The sequence below is a fragment of the Streptomyces sp. UC4497 genome (genome assembly GCF_054871485.1).
The window spans coordinates 45515-67234 of record NZ_JBTYHB010000027.1; the positions used below are offsets into that span (position 1 = coordinate 45515).

Genomic DNA, 21720 nt, shown 5'->3' on the forward strand with positions numbered 1-21720 from the left:
GATGGGTCCCATGGGTCGCACCCACGTACGAAATAACCGCGCATACGCCTCCATATCCCTCGCAGGCACCCCGGCGTGACCAGGAAGTTCGCCATAATTACGGCCCCGACGGTTCCGTAAATCCGTGCACATCAGTGCCGCCCGACTGGGTAGGCGCCTCCAGGTTTCGACACCACCCCTCTCCTTCTCCCCGGGCCGGGGCGTGCCCGGTCGTGCCCGGAACCACCACAAGCAGCCGTGCGGCGAACCGCCGTACGCACCTATGAGCTGAACAGGAGTTCACCGATGACCTCCCTTTCCACGTACCGGCCCCCACGGCCGGTCCGTAGGCCGCCGGCACCCCGAGGGAGGCCGGCGTGAACTTCTTCGACTACTTCCAGGGCAACTGGCCCGACGTGCTCGACGCCACGCTCGCGCACATCCTGCTGGTCCTCGAAGGACTGGCCCTCGCGGTGCTCATCGGCGTGCCGGTGGCGATCCTGACGTACCGGACGAAGGCGCCGCGCGCCGCCGTGCTCGGGGCGGCCGGGCTGCTGCTGACGATCCCGTCGTACGCGCTGTTCGGCCTGCTCATCACGCCGCTCGGCCTGGGCACCGGGCCCTCGATCGTGGCCCTGACGCTGTACGCGCTGCTGCCCGTCATACGTAACACGGTCGTCGGCCTGCGCGAGTTGGACCCGGCCGTCATCGAGTCGGCGAACGCGATGGGCATGACCCGCCTCAAGGTGCTCGCCACCATCGAGTTCCCGCTGGCCTGGCCCGTGGTCCTCACCGGCCTGCGGGTCGCGACGCAGATGCTGCTCGGCATCGCCGCGATCGCCGCCGCCGTGAACGGGCCGGGGCTCGGCAAGCTCATCCTCGACGGACTCGCCAGCGCGGGCACCCCGTTCGCCGTCTATCTGACGCTCGAGGGCGCGCTCGCCATCGTCGTCCTCGCGCTGCTCTTCGATCTGCTCTTCGCCCTGCTCAACCGTCTGACCACTCCGAAGGGGGTCACCCGATGATCCGGCTCGACCGGCTGACCAAGTCCTACGCAGGGCAGGAGCGTCCGGCCGTGGACGACCTGACGTTGGAGATCCCCGAAGGCAAGATCGTGGTCTTCGTCGGGCCCTCCGGCTGCGGCAAGACCACGACGATGAAGCTGATCAACCGGCTGATCGAGCCGACGTCGGGCCGCATCCACCTGGCCGACGAGGACGTCACGAAGATCCCGGTGCACGAGCTGCGCCGCCGCATCGGCTACGCGATCCAGCAGTCCGGCCTCTTCCCGCACCAGACGGTCGCCCAGAACATAGCCACCGTGCCCGGCCTGCTCGGCTGGGACAAGAAGCGCACCCACGCGCGCGTGGACGAGCTGCTCGACATGGTGGGCCTGGACCCGGACACGTACCGCGGCCGCTACCCGAAGCAGCTCTCCGGCGGCCAGCAGCAGCGCGTCGGCGTCGCCCGCGCGCTCGGCGGCGACCCGCAGGTGATGCTGATGGACGAGCCGTTCGGCGCCATCGACCCGCTCAACCGCGAGGCGCTGCAGAACGAGTTCCTCAAGATCCAGTCGAAGCTGCGCAAGACGATCGTCTTCGTCACCCACGACATCGACGAGGCCGTGAAGATGGGCGACAAGATCGCCGTCTTCGCCGAGCACGGCAACGTTGTCCAGTACGACACCCCGGAGAAGATCCTCGCCGAGCCCGCCAGCGAGTTCGTCACCGACTTCATCGGGTCCGGCGCGGCGGTCCGCCGCCTCTCGCTGACCCGGCTCGGGAACGTCGACGTACCGCTGTGGCCCACGGTCGCCGATTCGGCGAGCGCCGAGGAGCAGCGGGACGCCGCCGCCGACAGCGAGCGGGAGTCCGTGGTTGTCCTGGACGAGGACCGCCGCCCCGTCGGCTGGCTGCCCGCCGACGGTGGCGCACGGCTGCCGCTGATCTCCCCGCTCGGCCCGGGCACGAGCCTGTACGACGCGCTCGACGAGCTGCTCGCCGTGAACGCGTCCGCGCTGACGGTCGTCGACGACGCGGGCCGCTACCGCGGGGTCGTCACCCTGGACACCCTGCGGACGCTGATCCACTCCGACGGCGCCGCCGGTCTGCTGCAGGGGGCGCGGCCGTGACCCAGGCACTCGTCGACGAGCTCCCGGCCGCAGCGAAGGCCACCGAACGCACCCGCGTCCTGCCGCCGCTGTGGCGCCTCGCCCTCACCCCGCTCGCCCTCGCCGTGGTCCTCGCGCTGCTCGCCTGGTACGTCTCCGGGCAGGAGAAGGACCAGATCGAGCTGCGCAGCCTGAACGCGGACTACCTGCTCAGCCGCACCCTCACGCACCTCGAACTGACCGCGGCCGCAACGGTGTTGATCCTCGTGATCGCCATCCCGCTCGGCGTGCTGCTCACCCGCCGCTGGGCCCGCCCCCTCGCCGGGCCGGTCCTCGCGATCGCCAGCATCGGGCAGGCGCTGCCCTCGCTCGGCCTGATCGTGCTGCTCGCGGTGGCCTTCGTCAGCCTCGGGGTGACGCAGATCGCGCTGATCGCGTTCGTCGCGTACGGCGTCCTTCCGGTGCTGCGCAACACCATCGCGGGCCTCCAGCAGGTCGATCCGTCGATCCTGGAGTCCGCGCAGGGCATGGGCATGACCCGGTGGGAGGTGCTGCGCCGGATCGAACTGCCGCTCGCGGTGCCGGTGATGCTCGCCGGTATCCGTACGGCACTGGTGATCACGGTGGGCACGGTCGCGCTCGCGACGTTCATCGGGGCCGGCGGCCTCGGCGATGTGATCTCGAACGGGATCAACTCCAGCCGGAACCTGGTCCTGATCACCGGAAGTGTGCTCGTGGCCGTCCTCGCGCTGCTCGTGGACTGGGTCGCCGGGATCGTCGAGAACCTGCTGCGCCCGCGCGGTCTGTGAGAAGGGGCCTGTGAGAGAAGTGAAGACACGCATGCGATTCGGACCGGCCACGGCGCTGTGCGTCGCGCTGCTCGGCGCGGCCCTGACGGGCTGCTCCGGCGCGTCCGCCGGTTCCTCCGACAACCTGCCGCGCACCGCGAGCCAGAAGCAGCTCGAAGGCGGCTCGATCGCCAAGGACGTCGACCTGAAGGGCGCGCACTTCACGGTCGGCTCCAAGGAGTTCACCGAGCAGCAGATCCTCGGCAAGATCACGAAGTACGCGCTCGAGGCCGCCGGGGCGCGGACGAAGGACCAGACGGGCCTGCAGGGCACCACGATCGCCCGCAGCGCGCTGCAGAGCGGCGACATCGACATGTACTGGGACTACTCCGGCACCGGCTGGACCCTGTTCCTGCAGCACGACACGCCCGTGCAGGGCAGCGCCGCGCAGTTCAGGGCCACGTCGGGCGAGGACCTGAAGAAGCACAAGATCAAGTGGCTGGGCCCGGCGAAGTTCGGCAACCAGTACGCGTTGGCCCGCGCCTCCGACGCCTCCGGCCGCGCGGGCGAGGTCGACTCGATCAGCGACCTGGCGAAGCTGGCGAAGGAGCACCCCGAGGACGCGACGCTGTGCGGGGCCTCGGAGTTCTTGGACCGTGAGCTGGCGGGGCTGGAGAAGAGCTCGTACAAGCTCAAGTTCCAGGCGCCGCAGGTCTACCAGAACGCGTTCGCGCTGGACTTCGTGAACGTGGCGAAGGGCAGCCCCTGCAAGTTCGCCGAGGTGTTCACGACGGACGCCCGCCTGGAGTCCCTGAACCTCAAGGTCCTGGACGACGACAAGGGGCACTTCACCACGGAGCTGGCCGCGCTGACCGTGCGCGACGAGACCGCAAAGAAGTACCCGCAGCTCGCGAAGCTGGCGAAGAAGCTGGGCGACAAGCTCACCGAGAAGACCGTCATCAAGCTCAACGGGATGGTCGACCTGGAGGGCAAGAGCGCGGATCAGGCCGCGCTGTACTTCCTGCGGACGAACGGCTTCATCGGCAAGTGACGCGGCAGGGGCCGGGGTTCACCCACCCCGGCCCCGCCCCGCGCAACCCCCGCGCGCGGGCGGCTCACCCCCGCAGCGCCTCCTCCACGCCCCGCGCCACGGACACCGCCTCCTGCGAAGGCAGCGGTCCCCCGTCGCCCCCGGCCACGTAGAACGCGTCGACCGCGTTGGCGCCCAGCGTCGACACATGCGCCGAGCGCACCCGCACCCCGGACGCCTCGAGCGCCCGCCCGATGCGGTGCAGCAGACCCGGCGCGTCGTGCGCCCGCACCTCGATCACCGTCGCCCGCCGCGAGCCCGCCGACGCCACCGTCACCCGGGCCGCCGGCGCCACCACCCCGCGCCTGCGCGGATACGCGGCGTCCCGCTCGGCCAGCCGCGCCGCGATGTCGAGCGAGCCGTCGAGGGCCCGTACGAGATCGGCGCGCAGCCGCGCGGCCTGCGGCAGCGAGCCGTACTCGGCGGCGACCCGCCAGTCCAGCAGCAGGGCGACCCCTTCCACACCCTCCGGCGGTGTCAGCGCCCGCAGCTCCGCCGTCCGCACGGTCAGCCGGTGCATCGCCAGCACCCCGGCGACGGCCGGAAGCACCCCGTCCTGCTCCGGCACCGCGATCACCAACTCGACGCCCAGCGGCTCCGGTTCCTCGGCCCCGTCGCCCTCGGTCGGCACCGCGTCCGTCTGCGCCCGCAGCGCGAGGACGGGCCCGCCGGTGCGCAGCGCCTCCACCGCGAGCCGCTCCTGCTCGGCCGTCGGCTCGGCATCGTCCGGGTCGACCGGCTCGTCCCCCGCGAGCACCGCCGAGACCCGCTTGACCAGGTCGGTGACGAGCGATCCCCGCCAGGACGACCAGGCGGCGGGCCCGGTGGCCAGCGCGTCGGCCTCGGTCAGCGCGTGCAGCAGTTCCAGCGTCCCGGTCGAGCCGACCGCGTCCGCGACGGACCGTACGGTCGCAGGGTCCTCCAGGTCACGCCGCGTGGCGGTCTCGATGAGCAGCAGGTGGTGCCGTACGAGGGAGGCGAGCACGGCGACATCGGCCCGGTCGAAGCCGATCCGCGCGGCGACGTCCCGCGCGATGATCTCGCCGGCGACCGAGTGGTCCCCCGGCCAGCCCTTGCCGATGTCGTGCAGCAGCGCCGCCACGAGCAGCAGGTCGGGCCGGTGCACGCGCCGCGTCAACTCGGAGGCCTGCACGGCGGTTTCGACGAGGTGTCGGTCGACCGTCCACGTGTGCACGGCGTTGCGCTGCGGCCTGCACCGCACCCGCTCCCAGTCCGGGATCAGCCGAGTGATCAGCCCCTCGGCCTCCAGGGCCTCCCACACCTCGACGGTCGGTCGCCCCGCGCCGAGCAGCGTGACCAGCTGTTCGCGGGCCTCGGCGGGCCAGGGCGCGGGCAGCGGGCGGGCGGCGGCCGCCATCCGGCGCACCGCGTGCAGCGACAGCGGCAGGCCCGCCTGGGCGGCAGCGGCGGCGGCGCGCAGCGGCAGGACCGGGTCCCGGTCGGGCTTGGCGGCACGGGCCAGCACCACCTCCCCCTCCATCTCGACGACGCCCTCGGCGAGCGGCGACCGCTCGACCGGCGCGGCCTTCCCGCCGCCGAGCAGGGACCGCAGCCGCGGCTTGGCGGACCGGGACTTGAGCACCCGGCCCACCTCCCGCCAGGTGACATCGCTGGCGTACGACACCGTGCGCGCGGCCTCGTACACCTGCCGCAGCAACGTATCGGCATCCAACAGGCCCAGTTCCGCGGCGACCTGGTCCTGCTCCTGGAGCGCGAGCCGGTCGGTGGCCCGCCCGGTGGCCAGATGCAGGGCGTCCCGTACGTCGAGGAGTCGGCGCCGCGCGTCGGCGAGGCCCTCGCGGGGCGCGTCCGCGAGCCATGAGGCGGCGACGGCGCGCAGCGCGGTGGCGTCCCGCAGGCCGCCCCGCGCCTCCTTCAGGTCCGGTTCGAGCAGGAACTGCAACTCGCCCTGGCGCTCGGCCCGTTCCTCGCACAGCTCGCGCAGTTCGGGAAGCCGCCGCAGCGCCTGGTTGCGCCAGTCCGCGAGCACGGCGGTGCGCAGCCCCGCCGTCAGCCCGAGGTCACCCGCGAGGTGCCGGGCGTCGAGCAGGCCGAGCTGCACCTTGAGGTCGTCGCCCGCGGTCTTGCGCGCCTCCGCCGGCGTACGGACGGAGTGGTCGAGGGCGAGGCCCAGGTCCCACACCGGGTACCAGATGCGGTCGGCGAGCGCCGCGACCTCCCCGGAGTCCGCCGAGCCGTCGTGCAGCAGGAGCAGGTCGAGGTCGCTGCGCGGGGACAGCTCACCGCGGCCGTAGCCGCCGACCGCCACGAGCGAGACCCCTGCCGCCCCACTGCCGAAGAGCCCCGCGAGCCAGTCGTCGGTCAGCTCCGCGAGCGCGGCACGGCGCGGCGGCCCGGACCGCGCCTCCCCCTGGAGGAGGCGCAGCCGGGCCGCCGCATAGCCGCTGGGTCCGGAATCCTCTGATTCAGCACGTACGTCGTTCACGCTCGTCACCCGGCGACTCCCGTTCCGTCCATGAATGATCCGTTACAGCGCGTCCGGCCCGCGCTCGCCGGTGCGGACCCGCACGGCGGTCTCGACGGGGACCGCCCAGACCTTGCCGTCGCCGATCTTGCCGGTCCGCGCGGCCTTCACCACGACATCGAGCAGCTGCTCGGCGTCGTCGTCCTCGACCAGGACCTCTATCCGGATCTTGGGTACCAGGTCGACGGTGTACTCGGCGCCGCGGTAGACCTCGGTGTGCCCGCGCTGACGGCCGTATCCGCTGGCCTCTGTCACGGTAAGCCCCTGGACACCGAAGGCCTGGAGGGCTTCCTTGATCTCGTCGAGCCGGTGCGGCTTGACGACGGCGGTGATCAGCTTCATGCGTCGACCTTCTTCGTGTTCTGCGGGTCCTTCGGGGTGGCGGCCGGGGCGGGAACGGCCTGGCGGGCCAGGGCTCCGCCGCCCGCTCCGCTGTAGTCGTACGCCGTCTCGGCGTGCTCGGCCTGGTCGATGCCGGAGACCTCGTCGTCCTCGGGAACCCGCATACCCATCGTCTTGTCGAGGGCGAAGGCGAGGACCGCGGAGACGATCAGCGAGTAGGCGAGGACGCCGCCGACACCCGCGAGCTGCTTCCACAGCTGGGACAGTCCGCCACCGTAGAACAGGCCCGCCACGTCGGACTGACCGCCGCCCGTGGCGAAGAAGCCGACCAGCACGGAGCCGACGACGCCGCCGACCAGGTGGACGCCGACGACGTCGAGCGAGTCGTCGTAGCCGAACTTGTACTTGAGGCCCACGGCCATGGCGCAGAGCACACCGGCGATGGCGCCGATGGCGATCGCGCCGAGCGGCGAGCAGGAACCACCGGAAGGAGTGATGGCGACCAGACCGGCGACGGCACCGGACGCGGCGCCGAGCGAGGTGAACGCGCCGTGCCGGATCTTCTCGTAGACCAGCCAGGCCAGCATGGCGGCGGCGGTCGCGACCTGCGTGTTGATGAACATCAGCGCGCCCACGCCGTCGTCGTTGCCCAGCCACGAGCCGGCGTTGAAGCCGAACCAGCCGAACCACAGCAGACCGGCGCCGAGCATCGTCCACGGCAGCGAGTGCGGCCGCATCGGGTCCTTCTTGAAGCCGACGCGCTTGCCGATGACGAGGATCACGCCGAGCGCCGCGGCACCGGCGTTGATGTGCACGGCCGTACCACCGGCGAAGTCGATCACACCGAGCTCGAAGGCCCAGCCGCCGGTCCCCCACACCCAGTGCGCGACCGGGAAGTACACGATCGTGACCCACAGCGCGATGAACAGCGCCCAGGCGCTGAACTTCACGCGGTCCGCGAGCGCGCCACTGATCAGCGCGGGCGTGAGCACCGCGAACATCAGCTGGAAGACCGCGAATACGTAGATCGGGATCGTGTAGCCGTCCCAGAGCTCGGTGATGCCGATCCCGCTGAGCCCGACGAAGTCGCCGTCCCAGCCGATGATCGACCCCTTGTCGGTGCCGAACGCGACGGAGAAGCCGTAGAGGACCCACAGGATCGTGACGATCCCGAGGCTGATGAAGCTCATCATCAGCATGTTCAGGGTGCTCTTGACGCGGACCATGCCTCCGTAGAAGAAGGCCAGGCCCGGGGTCATCAGCATCACCAGGGCGGAACAGATCAGCATGAAACCTGTGTTGGCGGGCGACAGTGTGGGTGCGTCTGCCGCCAGCGTGATGGCTGGTGCCATCGGCGTCTCCTCGTCGTTGGTACGGCCCCGTGCGGGCGAAGCCTGAGCGGTCATGAGGGGTGGGCCGGTTATGCGCCATGAGATTGGCGCAGCGCCGTTTCCGTTCGGGCCCCTCGGTGTTTCGCCGCAGTGACGAAGAGGTCGTGGGTGTTACGGGTGGATGAAATGCCGGATTGTGTCCGGGCCGCTCGTTACGGTGACGCGACCGGACGGGAAAAGAGACCGGCCACGGTCTCCGTCCGCGATGACCTGGCGTAGGGGAGCCGAGTCGGGCTGTTTCGGGACGGATGGCCGTGGCCGGCGTTTGTGGGGGTGCTCCCCCGCCGTCAGACCGCCGCTTCGGCGGTCTCGGGCAGGTGGAGCGCGAGCTGTTCGGTGAGATCGATGACCTCGGCGACCTCGCCGAAGTCCCGTACCGCGGTGGCGACCGTCTTACGGATCCGGGTGTTGACCCGCTCGGAGCGCACCTTCCTGGCGATCTCCAGGGCCTGCCCCGCGAGCACCGTGGACTGCTCGGGCTCCTTCTGCAGGAGGTGCACCGTGGCCATCCCGATCAGGTTCAGCGCGTACGAACGCTGGTGCTCGGCGTCCTTCCCGAACAGCTCGACGGCGCGCTTCATCACGGGCCCGGCCATCGACGCGTACGTGGGGCTGCGACCCGCCACGTAGGCGAGATCCCGGTACGAGTGGCTGTTCTCGCCGTGCAGTTCGGCCTCGGAGAAGAAGCGGATCCAGTCGGGATCCGGGTCGTCCCAGTCGTCGGCGTCCGTGAAGGTGTCCTCGGCCATCCGAACGGCGCGCTTGCACTTGCCGGGCTGCCCCATGTTCGCGTACGCGCGGGCCTCCATCGCATACAGCATGGACTGGGTGCGAGGGCTGGCGCAGTCGCGACTGCCGTACTGGGCGAGGTGGATGAGTTCCAGGGCGTCGTCGGGGCGGCCGAGGTGGATCATCTGCCGGCTCATGCTGCTGAGCACGTACGAGCCCAGCGGCTTGTCGCCCGCTTCCTTGGAGGCGTGCAGGGCGAGCACGAAGTACTTCTGGGCGGTGGGCTGAAGGCCCACGTCGTAGCTCATCCAGCCCGCCAGCTCGGCGAGTTCGGCGGCGACCTTGAACAGGCGGCGCGTCGTCCCCTCGGGCTGCGGCTCCTGAAGCAGGTCGGTCACCTCGTGGAGCTGGCCGACGACTGCTTTGCGGCGCAGGCCGCCGCCGCACTGGGCGTCCCACTGGCGGAACATCACCGTGGTCGACTCCAGGAGGTCGAGCTCCGGCTTCGAGAGCCGGTTCCCGCGACGCTGCGTGGCCTGCTCCGGCTCCGGCCTGGCCGAAGCCCCCGGGGTCGGCACCAGCCAGCGCTGCATCGGCTCGATCAGCGAGGGGCCCGCGGCGAGCGCGAGCGAGCTGCCGAGGAAGCCGCGGCGCGCGAGCATCAGGTCGCTGCGCGAGAACTCGCCGATGAGCGCCACGGTCTGGGGAGCGGTCCAGGGCAGGTCGACGCCGGACACCGAGGGCGCCTGGTGCGCGGCGCGCAGGCCGAGGTCCTCGACGGCGACGACACAGCCGAAGCGCTCGGAGAACAGCTCGCTGAGGATCCTCGGGATCGGCTCGCGCGGGTTCTCCCCGTCGAGCCATCGGCGCACGCGCGAGGTGTCCGTGGAGATGTGGTTCGCACCCAACTGCCGGGCCCGTCGGTTCACTTGGCGCGCCAGCTCGCCCTTGGACCAGCCGCTGCGCACGAACCACGAACCGAGCAGCTCGTTCGGGCGCTTCTCGGCGTTCGTGACGCCACCGCCGCTGCCGCCCACTGGAACGCCCCCATCCCTGAAAGCCATCTAAGCCGCTGTGTGCGAAGTCCCGTCGACCAGTCGACCGTCGGCCTTCACGCTCTTGCCCGCAAGCCCTACCAGGATGCCGTCAAACCAGGCTCCCCGTCCGGCAGTTGTCACTCCTCGAACAGGAAACCGACTTGCCTCCGGCATACCCACGGGTGCACTCACCCTCAGGGCTCGTGCACTGAAAGTAATCCTACGATCACCCCTCCGGCGAGGGCGAACACGGAAACGCCACCATTCGCCACCCCTTCGAATGAACTCAGCAGTGGCCCCACACGATTCACTTGACATAGGACAGCTGGAAGTAGGCGAACCAGGGTGGACGGGGGCGCGCGACACCGGGCGCACCACCCCGAATGCGAATCGGCTCCGGCTCGACCGGGACGGCGTGCGCATTGGGTAACGATCCGATTCCACCACGTAACCACTGGCGCACGGGATGGGTTGGAGGGGGCATGGGCTTCACGATCGGCGGCATGCGCGAGATGCGCACCGGCTCACGGCGCCGCGGCCGCACGTCCGGCCGCGCTTCGGACTGCACCACGGTGGCGGAGTTCACCGGCCTCTGGGGCTGGGACGTGGCGCCCGGCGCCCGCGCCGCCGGCTCCGAGTGCTCCTGCGGAAAGGCCGGCTGCCCGGCCCCCGGCGCCCACCCCCTCGACCCGGCCGCGGTGGTGCCGGCGGGGGCCACGCTCGACGAAGTGACCGAGTTCTGGGGCCGGTTCCCCGGCGCCGCGGTGCTGCTGCCGGTCGGCCGGGCCTTCGACGTGATCGATGTGCCGGAGGCCGCGGGGCGCCGCGCCCTGATCCGCCTGGAGCGCATGGGCCTCCCGCTCGGCCCGGTCGTCGCCACCCCGCAGGGCCGCGCCCACTTCTTCGTGGCACCGGGCGCCGCGGTCGAACTCCCCACGCTGCTCTACCGGATGGGCTGGGACGACGCCGACCTCGACCTGCACGCGCTGGGCGCGGGGTCCTACGTCACGGCGCCGCCCTCGGACCGCGGCGGCCTCGGCCCGACGACGTGGCTGCGCGCGCCGTCCCTGGACACGGCGACCCAACCACCGCAGGCACGGCTGCTCCTGGGCACGCTGGCGTACGTGGCGCACCGCTCGCCCTGCGCATGAACGAAAGCGGGGAACCACGTGACCGGGTGAAGCCGGTCCGCAGTTCCCCGCAAGATGCGAAGAGAAGCTCCGCTACTCGCCGATAAGCGCATCCACGAACGCCTCCGGCTCGAACGGCGCCAGGTCGTCGGGGCCCTCGCCGAGACCCACGAGCTTGACCGGCACACCCAGCTCCCGCTGCACGGCCACGACGATGCCACCCTTGGCCGTACCGTCCAGCTTGGTCAGCACGATGCCAGTGATGTCGACGACCTCGGCGAACACGCGGGCCTGGACCAGACCGTTCTGCCCCGTCGTCGCGTCGAGCACGAGCAGCACCTCGTCGAGCGGCGCGTGCTTCTCCACGACCCGCTTGACCTTGCCGAGCTCGTCCATGAGCCCGGTCTTGGTGTGCAGGCGCCCCGCGGTGTCGATGAGGACGACGTCGGCGCCCTCCTCGATGCCCTCCTTGACGGAGTCGAAGGCGATGGAGGCCGGGTCGCCGCCCTCGGGGCCGCGCACGGTGCGCGCACCGACCCGCTCGCCCCACGTCTGCAGCTGGTCGGCGGCGGCGGCACGGAAGGTGTCCGCGGCGCCGAGCACCACGTTCTTGCCGTCGGCGACGAGCACGCGCGCGAGCTTGCCGGTGGTGGTGGTCTTGCCGGTGCCGTTGACGCCGACGACCATCACGATGCCGGGCGTCGCGCCCTCGGTGGCGAAGCCCTCGGTCTTCACGGTGCGGTCGAACTCGGGGACCAGCAGCTTGAGGAGCTCCTCGCGCAGCAGCGCGCGCAGCTCGTCCGGCGTGCGGGTACCGAGCACCTTGACGCGCTCGCGCAGGTTCTCGACCAGTTCCTGGGTGGGCTGCACGCCGACATCGGCGGTGAGCAGCGTGTCCTCGATCTCCTCCCACGTGTCCTCGTCGAGGTGCTCGCGGGACAGAAGGGTGAGCAGGCCCTTGCCGAGCGCGTTCTGCGACCGGGAAAGGCGGGCGCGCAGCCGCACGAGGCGGCCCGCGGTCGGCTCCGGAACCTCGACCTCGGGAGCGGCGGGCTCCTCGACGGCCGGGGCCTCGGGTTCCTCCTCCACCGCCGGCTCGGCGGTGGGGAGATCGACCTCTTCGATCGTGCGCCGCGCTTCGTCGCGCGGCGTCTCGGCCTCTTCGCCGACGTGCGGCTCGGCGGGCGGGGCGGTGGTGATGTCGGGCGCCGACGGCGGGGACGGGGGCAGCTGCTTCTTCTTGCGGCTGCCGATCACGAGCCCGCCGAGCGCGCCGATCACGACCACGGCGATGACTACAGCAAGGATGACGGTTTCCATAACCCGTCCAGTATCAGTCATGGACCCCGCCCAAGCCTTGTTCGTGCCTTCCTCCAAAGGACAAAGGGCTCTGACGGGTTCGACTCGGACTAAAGTACGATGGCAGTCGTCGCATCAACGCGCGTAGAGTCCAACGCGATCCGGACACCACGCCCAGATCTCGACACCACCCACAAGGGCCCTGCGGGCCCGTCACCCCCCACCGGCTCCCCGTCCCCCACGACGGAGCCGAGCGAGAGGCACGGAACCCCACCGCATGAGCAAGACCGCCGAAGCCGAAGGCGCGCTGGAGACACGCGGCATCGAGCCCGTCCCCGACGCCGAGCGCACCGCCAAGACCCGCGAGCTCTTCCCCACCTGGGTCGCCGCCAATATCAGCGTGCTGTTGCTCACGATGGGCGCGAGCCTCGTCGTGACGTACAAGCTGAACTTCTGGCAGGCCATCGTCGTCGCCATCGCGGCGCCCATCGTGTCGTACGGCCTCGTGGGTCTGATCGGCATCGCGGGCAAGCGCGGTGGCGCGCCCGGCATGGCGCTCTCCCGCGCGGTGTTCGGGCAGCGCGGCAATCTGCTGCCCGGCTCGCTGATCTGGGTGGCGCGCTGGGGCTGGGAGACGATCAACGCGGTGACCGGCGCGTACGCCGTGCTCACCGTCCTGGACATCCTGTTCGGCATCAAGCAGAACAACTTCCTGGTGATCCTCACCCTGTTCCTGTTCGTGTGCGCCACGTTCGCGATCTCGGGCCTCGGGATCAACGTCGTGCAGATGTGCAACAAGTACGCGACGTACCTCTTCGGGATCTTCTCGGTCCTGGTGCTGGTCTACCTGATCATCAACACCGACTGGTCCGAGGTCTTCGGGCAGCCCACCGGGAAGACGTCCCTGATGGTCGCGGGCATCGGCATGATCGCCGCCGGTGGCGTCAGCTGGATCCCGTCCTCCCCCGACTTCACCCGCTACCTGCCGCGCACGGCCTCCACGAAGGGCATCATCGGGAACTCGATCGGCGGCGCCGGCATCGTCGTGCTGCCGATGGTCCTGATGGGCGCCGTGATGGCGGTCTCCACCCCCGACCTGGCCTCCGCCCAGGACCCGGTCTCCTTCCTCGGCGAGATCCTGCCGCTGTGGATCGCGGTGCCGTACCTGCTGATCGCCCTGGTCGGCATGCTGCTGATCAACGCCATGTCGATGTACTCGGCCGGCTTCACCGCGCAGACCCTCGGCTTCAAGGTGCCGCGCCACTGGGCCGTCTCCATCAACGCGGTGATCTCGCTGGTCTTCGGCGCCATCCTGATGCTGGTCGCGACGAGCTTCATGAGCTCGTTCATCTCCTTCCTCTCGCTGCTCGCCGTGGCCTTCTCCGCCTGGGTCGGCGTCTTCGGCGCGGACATGTTCAAGCGCAAGCACTACGACGCCGCCGCGCTGATCGACACCACCCGCACCAGCGCCTACTGGTACAAGGGCGGCTTCTCCCCCGCCGCGTGCGTCGCCTGGGCGATCGGCCTGGTCGTCGGCCTGCTGTTCACGTCGTCGACCTGGTTCTCGGGCCCGCTCGCCACGAACAACTTCATCGGTGAGTACGGCCTCGGCTGGGTCGTCACGATCGTCGTTTCCGGCCTGCTCTACCTGGCGCTGCCCAAGCCGGCCGACATCACGAAGGACCCGGACGAGTCCGACGCCGTCGAGGCCATGGCCTCCTGACGCTCCGTCAGCTAACGTCCCCCTCCACGCATCCGGCTCCACGCCTCGCGGAGGGGGACTTTTCCATGCCCGTGTCCGTCGTACGGTTCAACCTCGTCGACCCCGCCGGCACGCCCGAGACGCTCGCCGCCCGCTACCAGGCGGCCGTCGAGATGGCCCGCTACGCCGACGAGCAGGGCATCGACACGGTGCAGACCGAGGAGCACCACGGCGTCGCCAACAACTGGCTGCCCTCGCCCTTCACCTTCGCGGGCGCGGTCCTCGGGGCCACGGAGCGCATCGCGGTCACCGTCTCCGCGATCATCGGCCCGCTGCACGACCCGCTCCGCCTCGCCGAGGACATCGCCGTGCTCGACCTGCTCAGCGGCGGCCGCCTGGTGACGGTCTCCGGGATCGGCTACCGGCCCGAGGAGTACGCGCAATTCGACGTGGAGTGGAAGCGGCGCGGCAAGCTCCAGGACGAGCTGCTCGAAACGCTGCTCAAGGCGTGGACCGGCGAGGAGTTCGAGTTCCGCGGCCGCCGGGTCCGCGTCACCCCGCGCCCCTTCACCCAGCCGCACCCGCTGCTCCTGGTCGGCGGCTCCTCGAAGGCGGCCGCGCGCCGGGCGGCCCGGCTCGGTCTCCCGTTCTTCCCGAGCGCGCACCTGCCGGAGATCGAGGCGTACTACAAGGAGCTCCTGGAGGAGTACGGGACCGAGGGCTGGACCATGATGCCGGGGAAGGTGACCCCGCTCCTGCACCTGTCCGACGACCCGGACCGCACCTGGGCCGAGCACGGCGAACACTTCCTGCACGAGGCGCGGACGTACGCGTCCTGGCAGTCGCAGGACATCAAGTCGGCGGTGAAGTCGGGCGCGGCGACGGTCGAGGAACTGCGCGCCGAGGGCGTCTACCGGGTCCTCACGCCCGACGAGTGTCTGGCGCAGGGGCTCGACAACTACATCCTGCATCCGCTCTCCGGCGGCATGCCCCTGGACGAGGGCCGCCGCAGCCTGCAGCTGTACTGCGAAAACGTACTGCCCCGGCTGAAGGACCAGTCGTAGGTCCTTCGGCCGGGGCAGTCACGGAAGCGGGGAGATGGCAGCGGGGACTTGAATCCATCTCCCCGGTCTGGGGAGGGGAAGGCGGAGGTCAGACGACCGTTTCCGCTTCCTCCAGTGTCTTGCCCTTGTACTCCTTCACGAACTTCAGGGTGAAGGGGATGGAGAGCGCCGCGAAGATCGTGTAGATCACGTACGTGCCGCTCAGGTTCCAGTCGGACAGGGACGGGAACGTCGCGGTGATGGTGTAGTTCGCCAGCCAGTTGAACATCGACGCGACACCGATGGCGGTGGCCCGGATCTTCGGCGGGAACATCTCACCGACCATGACCCAGAGGATGACGCCCCAGCTCATCGCGAAGAAGAAGACGAACCAGTGCGCGGCGATCAGGGCGACCCAGCCCTGCGTGTTCGGCAGCTTGCCGCCGACCAGGTCGTACGAGAACGCCCAGGCCTCCAGCGCGAGACCGATGACCATGCCGACGGAGCCGATGAGGGCGAGCGGCCTGCGGCCGACGCGGTCGATCAGGAGCATCGCCACGACGGTGCCGATGATGTTGATGATCGACGTCGTGAACGAGTAGAAGAACGAGTCCGTCGGGTCGACACCGACCGACTGCCACAGCGTCGAGGAGTAGTAGAACGCGACGTTGATGCCGACGAACTGCTGGAAGACCGCGAGGCCGATACCGACCCAGACGATCGGCTTGAAGATGAAGCTGCCCTTGAGGTCCCGGAAGGTCGACAGGCGCTCGTTCTTCATGCCGTGCTCGATCTCGGCGATGCGGACGTCCGCGTCCGCGCCGTCGCCCTCGACCTGCCGGATGACCTTGCGGGCCTCGTCGGGGCGGCCCTTGCCGAGCAGGTAGCGCGGCGACTCCGGGATCATGAACGTGAACACGCCGTACAGGGCGGCGGGGATCACCATGATGCCGAGCATGACCTGCCAGGCCTCCAGGCCGAGCAGCTCACCGCGCTGGTCGCCGCCCGCGGCGTTCAGCAGGCCGTAGTTGACCAGCTGCGAGATGGCGATGCCGAGCACGATGGCGGCCTGCTGGAAGGAGCCGAGCCGGCCGCGGTAGGCCGGCGGCGCCACCTCGGCGATGTACGTCGGGCCGAGCACCGAGGCCATACCGATGGCGAAGCCACCGATGACGCGCCACAGCATCAGGTCCCACAGCGCGAACGGCATCGACGAGCCGAGGGCGCTGATGATGAACAGCACGGACGCGATCTGCATGCACCGCACGCGGCCGATCCGGTCGGCGATCCGTCCGGCGGTCGCCGCGCCGATGGCTGAGCCGAGCAGCGCGATGGCGATGACCTGAGCGAGGGTCCCGGAGCCGATGTCCCATCGGTCACGGATGGCTTCGACGGCTCCGTTGATGACTGAGCTGTCGTAGCCGAAAAGGAAGCCACCCATGGCGGCACCGGCCGCGATCAAGGTGACACGTCGGAGATTGCCCGGCTCTTCCTGCCGGGCTCCCGCTACTGGTGCCGCACTGCTGGTCACATGTACTCCTCGGGCCACCGGCCTCGCTGCCGGGGGTGGGGGCGAGCCCTTCAGATGCGATTCCAGTGGCGCATAACTTCGCGCCACCCACCACCTGAAGGTAAAAGCAACGTTGCAGAGACTATGCCTTCATGTTTTGAAGTCAATACTTCGGGTCCTGTGAATTTCAGGCATGGGTGTGTCGTGCTGCGTTCAAGGCTTGAACACTGGTAGGGGCCGGTACGCCCGGGGCCTAGCTCAGCCGCTGGCTGATGACCTTCGACACCCCGTCGCCCTGCATGGACACGCCGTACAGCGCGTCGGCGACCTCCATCGTGCGCTTCTGGTGCGTGATCACGATGAGCTGCGAGGCCTCCTGCAGCTCCCGCATGATGCGGATGAGGCGCTGCAGGTTGGTGTCGTCGAGCGCCGCCTCCACCTCGTCCATCACATAGAACGGGCTCGGCCGCGCCTTGAAGATGGCCACGAGGAGCGCCACCGCGGTCAGGGACCGCTCGCCGCCCGAGAGCAGGCTGAGCCGCTTGACCTTCTTGCCCGGCGGTCGGGCCTCGACATCGACACCTGTCGTGAGCATGTTCTCGGGGTCGGTCAGGACGAGCCGTCCCTCACCGCCCGGGAACAGCCGGCTGAAGACGCCCTCGAACTCGCGCGCCGTGTCCCGGTAGGCCTCGGTGAAGACCTGCTCGACACGCTCGTCGACCTCCTTCACCACTTGAAGCAGGTCCGCGCGGGTCTTCCGCAGGTCGTCCAGCTGCTCGCTGAGGAACTGGTGGCGCTCCTCCAGCGCCGCGAACTCCTCCAGAGCAAGCGGGTTGACCTTGCCGAGCTGCTGGTACGCGCGCTCCGCGGACTTCAGCCGCTTCTCCTGCTCCGAACGGACGAACGGGCGGGGCCTGTTGCGCGGGTGCTCCGGGTCCTCGGGCAGCTCCTCGCCCTCGGCGGGGAGCGAGGGCGGCACGAGCTGGTCGGGACCGTAGTCCGCGACAAGTCCGGCCGGTTCGACACCGAGTTCCTCCAGCGCCTTGGTCTCCAGCTGCTCGATCCGCAGCCGCTTCTCGGCGCCGAGTACCTCGCCCTTGTGGACCGAATCCGTCAGCTTGTCGAGTTCTTCCTTGAGCTCGCGGCCGCGCGCCCGCTCGGCTCCGAGCTCCTGCTCCCGCGCCGCCTTGGCCTGCTCGGCGAGGGTCCGCTCCTCGTCGGCCCGGGTGATGGAGACCTCGACGTGCGCGAGCAGCTGGCGGGCGCCGGAGGCGACGGCCTCGGCGACGGAGGCCTCGTACTGGCGGCGGGCGCGCTGCCGCTCGGCACGCGCGCGTGCGTCGCGCTCGGCGCGGGCGGCCCGGTCGAGCGAGTCGGCGCGGCCCGCGAGCCCCTTGACGCGCTCCTCGTGGGTACGCACCTGGAGGCGCGCCTCCATCTCCGTCTGCCGGGCGTTGGCCCCGTCGGCGGAGAGGCGGTCGCGCACGGAGGTGTCGGGTTCCTCGTCGGCGGGCTGTTCCTCGGCCACGGCGAGGCGCTCGGCCAGCTCCTCGGCGTCCTGTACGGCGTTCTCCAGCGCGTCCTGTGCCTTGGTCGCGGCGGCGGCGCTGCGCTCGGCCTCGCCCGCGGCGCCGCGCGCCTGCCCGGCGAGCCGGCCGAGCTGCTGCGCCCGACCCGAACGCTCGCGCTCTATGACCCGCTGCTGCTGCCCCAACTCCTCGACGAGCGCGGCACACTCGGTGCGCCGCTCGGCCGCGGCGTGCTGCGCCTCGGCCCACTGCTCGCACTGGGCCGCCAGCTCCTCCAGCTCGGCGGCGGCCTCGTCGACGGACGCCTGCACCTCCAGGAGGCTCGGCGCCCCGGCGGATCCACCGTGCGCGAAGTGCGCGCCGAGCAGGTCGCCTTCGGCGGTCACCGCGGTCACGTCGGGCCGCGCGTACACCAGATCCTCGGCGTCCTCGAGCGTCCCTACGACGACGATTCCGCGCAGGAGCCGGCGCACGGCGGGCATCAACTCATCTGGCCCGCGGACCAGCTCCGCTGCGTGTGGAGGGTCCGGGGTGGGCCGGGGTTCGCCCTGAGCCGCAGGGTGCGCGGAACCGCTGGGGCTCTGCCCCAGACCCCGCTGCTCAATCGCCGCAGGGGCTTCATTGGCGAGCAGCAGCGACGCCCGTCCCCCGTCCTGCTTGCGCAGCAGGCGGATCGCGTCGGCCGCGGCCGTGGGGGTGGTCACCGCGATCGCGTCGGCCGCCGCGCCGAACGCCGCCGCCACCGGCACCTCGTACCCAGGCGCCACCGACAGCAGCTCGGCGGCGGGGCCGAGCAGCCCGGTCAACCGGTCCTTCGCGCCGAGCAGCGCACCCGTGCCGTCCTTGCGCCGCAGTCCGAGCGCGAGCGCCTCGTGGCGGGCCGCGAGCGCCGCGCGCTTGCGCTCCCCGGACGTGGCGGCCTCCCGCGCGGCGCTCAGCGCGGCCTCCGCCTCGGCGAGCGCGGCCTTGGCCGCCTCGTGCCGCGCGGAGAGCTCCTCGTCACCGGCGTCGAGCCCGTCGACCTCGGCCTGCAGCTGCTCGTACTCCTCCTGCGCGGCGACCGCCCGCTGCTGCGCCTCGTCGCGGGAAGCGGCGAGCCGGTCGATCTCGGACTGCGCGGAAGCGGCCCGGGAGCGGGCGGCGTTGACCTGGCCCTGAAGCCGGGCGAGGCCCTCGCGCCGGTCGGCGATGGCCCGCGCGACGTCCTTGAGCCGGCGCTCCTCGACCGCCAACTCCCGCTCCAGGTCCGCCCGGTGGGAGACCGTCTCGTCCAGGGCGACCTGCGCCGCTTCGAGGGCGGCCTCCAGCTCGGCCTCCTGCTCACGCACCCGCGCGGCCTCGCGCTCGAGATCCTCGGGCTCACGCCCGCGCCGCTCCTCCGTGGGCGCCGCCGTGGCGCTCTTGACCCGCGCGTCGGCGAGCGACACCGTCCCGCGCACCCGCTCGGCCAGCTGGGACAGCTCGTACCAGGACTGCTGCGCCCGCTGCAGCCGGGGCGTCAACTGCCGGACCGCGTCCTCCAGGTGCCCCTCGCGCAGCTGCGCCTTCTTCAGCTCCTCCTCGGCCGCGCCCTTGCGCCGCTTCAGCTCCGCCTCGTCGGCGACCTCGGTGCTGAGCGCTTCACGGTGCCGTACGAGATCGTCCGCGAGCAGCCGCAGCCGCGCGTCGCGCAGGTCGGCCTGGATGACGGCGGCCCGGCGCGCGACGGCGGCCTGTCTGCCCAGCGGCTTCAACTGCCGCCTCAGCTCTTCGGTGAGGTCCTGTACGCGCGAGAGGTTGGCCTGCATCGCGTCCAGCTTCCGCAGCGCCTTCTCCTTGCGCTTGCGGTGCTTGAGGACACCCGCGGCCTCCTCGATAAAGGCGCGACGGCCCATGGGATCGGCGTGCAGCACGCCGTCGAGCTGGCCCTGCCCGACGATGACGTGCATCTCGCGGCCGATGCCGGAGTCCGACAACAGCTCCTGGATGTCGAGGAGTCGACACGTGTCGCCGTTGATCTGGTACTCGCTGCCGCCATTGCGGAACATGATCCGCGTGATGGTGACCTCGGCGTACTCGATGGGCAGCGCGCCGTCGGAGTTGTCGATGGTCAGCGAGACCTCGGCGCGGCCGAGCGGGGGCCGCCCGGTCGTGCCGGCGAAGATGACGTCCTCCATCTTGCCGCCGCGCAGCGACTTGGCACCCTGCTCGCCCATGACCCAGCTCAAGGCGTCCACGACATTGGACTTGCCCGAACCGTTGGGGCCCACGACACAAGTGATGCCCGGCTCGAACCGCAATGTGGTGGCCGAGGCGAACGATTTGAACCCGCGCAGGGTCAGGGCCTTGAGGTGCACGCCGTCGGACTCTACCCGGCACCCCTGTCTCACTCCATGAACCCACGGTTTCACGCGTGAACGTGCAGGGCACATCAGACGTATAGAACGTCAAGGAATGACGGTGCGCGGGGGCACCGGGAGGAGTGCCGAGAGGAAAAAGGGACGCCGAAGCGTCCCTTGGATAACTCGGTGGAGCGGGTGATAGCGGCTGGTTACGGGCGATGCCCGACCACCTGGGTCGCTGGGGGTGGTCAGGTGAGCGCAGGCTCCGCCTGGGGTACGTCGATACCCTCGATGAGAGAGTCGTGAGAAGCGGCAGCCGCGAGCGCGTCGTTCTCGGCCTGAATACGGCCGAGCTCGGATTCGAGGTCTTGGACGCGCTGCTGGAGCCGTCGCATCTCGGCGAGAAGTCGCGGGTCGCTGCCGCCGACGTAACCGAGAAGCGCCTTTGCCATGATGGATGGTCCTCCACAATGAGTGACCGACCGAAGCGGTGTGGGTCGTGAGGGATTCGCACCCGCGGTGCTTGGCACTTCTTGTTTTGCTGCCGTTCTCACATGCCAAACAGCTAAGGTGCGCGGGGACTTCCAGAGTCTCACCAAAAAGTTTGACGGTCAACACGATCACGCCCCGTATTGGCGGGCAAACCGGGGGCTTCGCGCCGCAGAACCTGCGGTGCGGCCTCACGTTCGGGGCCCGGGGGCGTAGAGATCATCCGTTCCCGGGGAGCCTGCCACGAGTGCCCGTTCTTGGCAACCACCAGGGAGTTTCTGCCGCACGCAGGTGCCTGCGGCACGTCCCGCGCCCCCTCACCCGGGCCCGCCTGCGGTAACGACTCAGCGGATGGCAAACCCGTCGTAACCGCCGCGGGGCGTGTCCCAGATCTCAGTCACTCCCTCGACCCGGCCGGGTGTGCCGTCGCCATGGAGCCAGTCGAGCAGTTGCTGACACGCGTCGCGCGGTCCCTCGGCGACCACTTGGACACGCCCGTCGTCCAGATTGAGAGCAAAACCACTCAGGGCGCCGATCTCCAGTGCGCGTGCACGGGTGAACCACCGAAAACCCACACGTTGGACACGCCCTCGCACCCAGGCGGTGAGCCGTACTTCTTCGTTCATGGGTGCACGCTAACCGGCCAAAAGCACTCGGAGCACTTCGCCCACTGGGGAGTTGGGGTAGCGTCCCCGACCATCGAGCCTCACTCGTACGGGTGAGAA

The 21720-nt window shown here is 70.4% G+C and carries 16 protein-coding genes; 7 read left to right on the forward strand and 9 right to left on the reverse strand.

What is annotated here, in order from left to right; genetic code table 11:
- The first annotated feature begins 356 nt into the window (after positions 1-356).
- The 4 genes from ACYSUO_RS29935 to ACYSUO_RS29950 are packed head-to-tail and all read left to right on the forward strand — an operon-like array spanning position 357 to position 3928.
- Complete coding sequence (locus tag ACYSUO_RS29935; protein ID WP_266714589.1) at positions 357-1004, forward strand: ABC transporter permease; 648 nt, start codon at positions 357-359, stop codon at positions 1002-1004.
- A complete protein-coding gene (locus tag ACYSUO_RS29940; protein ID WP_461779348.1) occupies positions 1001-2110 on the forward strand; it encodes an ABC transporter ATP-binding protein in 1110 nt (369 codons plus the stop codon). Before ACYSUO_RS29935 ends, ACYSUO_RS29940 begins: the two co-directional genes overlap by 4 nt.
- On the forward strand, positions 2107-2898 hold the full coding sequence (locus tag ACYSUO_RS29945; RefSeq protein WP_461779349.1) for an ABC transporter permease: 792 nt from the start codon (positions 2107-2109) through the stop codon (positions 2896-2898). Before ACYSUO_RS29940 ends, ACYSUO_RS29945 begins: the two co-directional genes overlap by 4 nt.
- 31 nt (positions 2899-2929) lie before the next feature.
- Positions 2930-3928, forward strand: coding sequence for a glycine betaine ABC transporter substrate-binding protein (locus ACYSUO_RS29950; RefSeq protein ID WP_461779350.1), 999 nt, complete (start codon positions 2930-2932; stop codon positions 3926-3928).
- Positions 3929-3992: 64 nt separating this feature from the next.
- On the opposite strand, the gene ACYSUO_RS29955 is transcribed toward ACYSUO_RS29950, so the two are convergent.
- The 4 genes from ACYSUO_RS29955 to nsdA all read right to left on the reverse strand — a co-directional run bounded on the left by ACYSUO_RS29955 (position 3993) and on the right by nsdA (position 9972).
- On the reverse strand, positions 3993-6443 hold the full coding sequence (locus tag ACYSUO_RS29955) for a [protein-PII] uridylyltransferase (RefSeq protein WP_461779351.1): 2451 nt from the start codon (positions 6441-6443) through the stop codon (positions 3993-3995).
- A gap of 33 nt (positions 6444-6476) precedes the next feature.
- Positions 6477-6815, reverse strand: a complete 339-nt coding sequence (locus tag ACYSUO_RS29960) for a P-II family nitrogen regulator (protein WP_266714579.1) — start codon at positions 6813-6815, stop codon at positions 6477-6479.
- Complete coding sequence (locus ACYSUO_RS29965; RefSeq protein ID WP_461779352.1) at positions 6812-8167, reverse strand: ammonium transporter; 1356 nt, start codon at positions 8165-8167, stop codon at positions 6812-6814. The genes ACYSUO_RS29960 and ACYSUO_RS29965 overlap by 4 nt, the downstream gene beginning before the upstream one ends.
- Positions 8168-8493: 326 nt before the next feature.
- Positions 8494-9972: a transcriptional repressor NsdA gene (gene nsdA / locus ACYSUO_RS29970; protein ID WP_461779396.1), complete on the reverse strand. Its 1479-nt coding sequence runs from the start codon at positions 9970-9972 to the stop codon at positions 8494-8496.
- A gap of 482 nt (positions 9973-10454) precedes the next feature.
- Here nsdA and ACYSUO_RS29975 point away from each other — a divergent pair, with 482 nt between their 5' ends.
- A complete protein-coding gene (locus tag ACYSUO_RS29975) occupies positions 10455-11123 on the forward strand; it encodes a bifunctional DNA primase/polymerase (protein ID WP_461779353.1) in 669 nt (222 codons plus the stop codon).
- A gap of 72 nt (positions 11124-11195) precedes the next feature.
- On the opposite strand, the gene ftsY is transcribed toward ACYSUO_RS29975, so the two are convergent.
- A complete protein-coding gene (ftsY, locus tag ACYSUO_RS29980; protein WP_461779354.1) occupies positions 11196-12422 on the reverse strand; it encodes a signal recognition particle-docking protein FtsY in 1227 nt (408 codons plus the stop codon).
- A 256-nt stretch (positions 12423-12678) separates the two neighbouring features.
- Between ftsY and ACYSUO_RS29985 the strand changes: the two genes are divergently transcribed.
- Complete coding sequence (locus ACYSUO_RS29985; protein ID WP_461779355.1) at positions 12679-14124, forward strand: cytosine permease; 1446 nt, start codon at positions 12679-12681, stop codon at positions 14122-14124.
- A gap of 65 nt (positions 14125-14189) precedes the next feature.
- Complete coding sequence (locus tag ACYSUO_RS29990; protein ID WP_461779356.1) at positions 14190-15167, forward strand: LLM class flavin-dependent oxidoreductase; 978 nt, start codon at positions 14190-14192, stop codon at positions 15165-15167.
- An 88-nt stretch (positions 15168-15255) separates the two neighbouring features.
- Here the strand turns inward: ACYSUO_RS29990 and ACYSUO_RS29995 are convergent, their stop codons facing one another.
- The 4 genes from ACYSUO_RS29995 to ACYSUO_RS30010 form a co-directional block, all read right to left on the reverse strand.
- The gene (locus ACYSUO_RS29995) at positions 15256-16677 is read right to left on the reverse strand and encodes a sugar porter family MFS transporter (protein ID WP_461779357.1); all 1422 of its coding nucleotides are present in this window, start codon (positions 16675-16677) and stop codon (positions 15256-15258) included.
- Positions 16678-16909: 232 nt separating this feature from the next.
- The gene (gene smc, locus ACYSUO_RS30000; RefSeq protein ID WP_461779358.1) at positions 16910-20521 is read right to left on the reverse strand and encodes a chromosome segregation protein SMC; all 3612 of its coding nucleotides are present in this window, start codon (positions 20519-20521) and stop codon (positions 16910-16912) included.
- Positions 20522-20754: 233 nt separating this feature from the next.
- Positions 20755-20958: a hypothetical protein gene (locus ACYSUO_RS30005; protein ID WP_306318751.1), complete on the reverse strand. Its 204-nt coding sequence runs from the start codon at positions 20956-20958 to the stop codon at positions 20755-20757.
- A 381-nt stretch (positions 20959-21339) separates the two neighbouring features.
- Positions 21340-21621 carry an acylphosphatase gene (locus ACYSUO_RS30010; RefSeq protein WP_461779359.1) on the reverse strand — a complete coding sequence of 94 codons (282 nt, stop codon included), beginning with the start codon at positions 21619-21621 and terminating at the stop codon, positions 21340-21342.
- Between the last annotated feature and the right edge of the window lie 99 nt (positions 21622-21720).

Excerpts from the sequence above, each read along its gene's own strand:
- ACYSUO_RS30010 (WP_461779359.1), bottom strand. The coding sequence starts at position 21,621 with ATGAACGAAGAAGTACGGCTCACCGCCTGGGTGCGAGGGCGTGTCCAA.
- ACYSUO_RS29985 (WP_461779355.1), top strand. The coding sequence starts at position 12,679 with ATGAGCAAGACCGCCGAAGCCGAAGGCGCGCTGGAGACACGCGGCATC.
- ftsY (WP_461779354.1), bottom strand. The coding sequence starts at position 12,422 with ATGGAAACCGTCATCCTTGCTGTAGTCATCGCCGTGGTCGTGATCGGC.
- ACYSUO_RS29960 (WP_266714579.1), bottom strand. The coding sequence starts at position 6,815 with ATGAAGCTGATCACCGCCGTCGTCAAGCCGCACCGGCTCGACGAGATC.
- ACYSUO_RS30005 (WP_306318751.1), bottom strand. The coding sequence starts at position 20,958 with ATGGCAAAGGCGCTTCTCGGTTACGTCGGCGGCAGCGACCCGCGACTT.
- ACYSUO_RS29965 (WP_461779352.1), bottom strand. The coding sequence starts at position 8,167 with ATGGCACCAGCCATCACGCTGGCGGCAGACGCACCCACACTGTCGCCC.
- ACYSUO_RS29975 (WP_461779353.1), top strand. The coding sequence starts at position 10,455 with ATGGGCTTCACGATCGGCGGCATGCGCGAGATGCGCACCGGCTCACGG.
- ACYSUO_RS29990 (WP_461779356.1), top strand. The coding sequence starts at position 14,190 with ATGCCCGTGTCCGTCGTACGGTTCAACCTCGTCGACCCCGCCGGCACG.
- ACYSUO_RS29940 (WP_461779348.1), top strand. The coding sequence starts at position 1,001 with ATGATCCGGCTCGACCGGCTGACCAAGTCCTACGCAGGGCAGGAGCGT.
- ACYSUO_RS29950 (WP_461779350.1), top strand. The coding sequence starts at position 2,930 with ATGCGATTCGGACCGGCCACGGCGCTGTGCGTCGCGCTGCTCGGCGCG.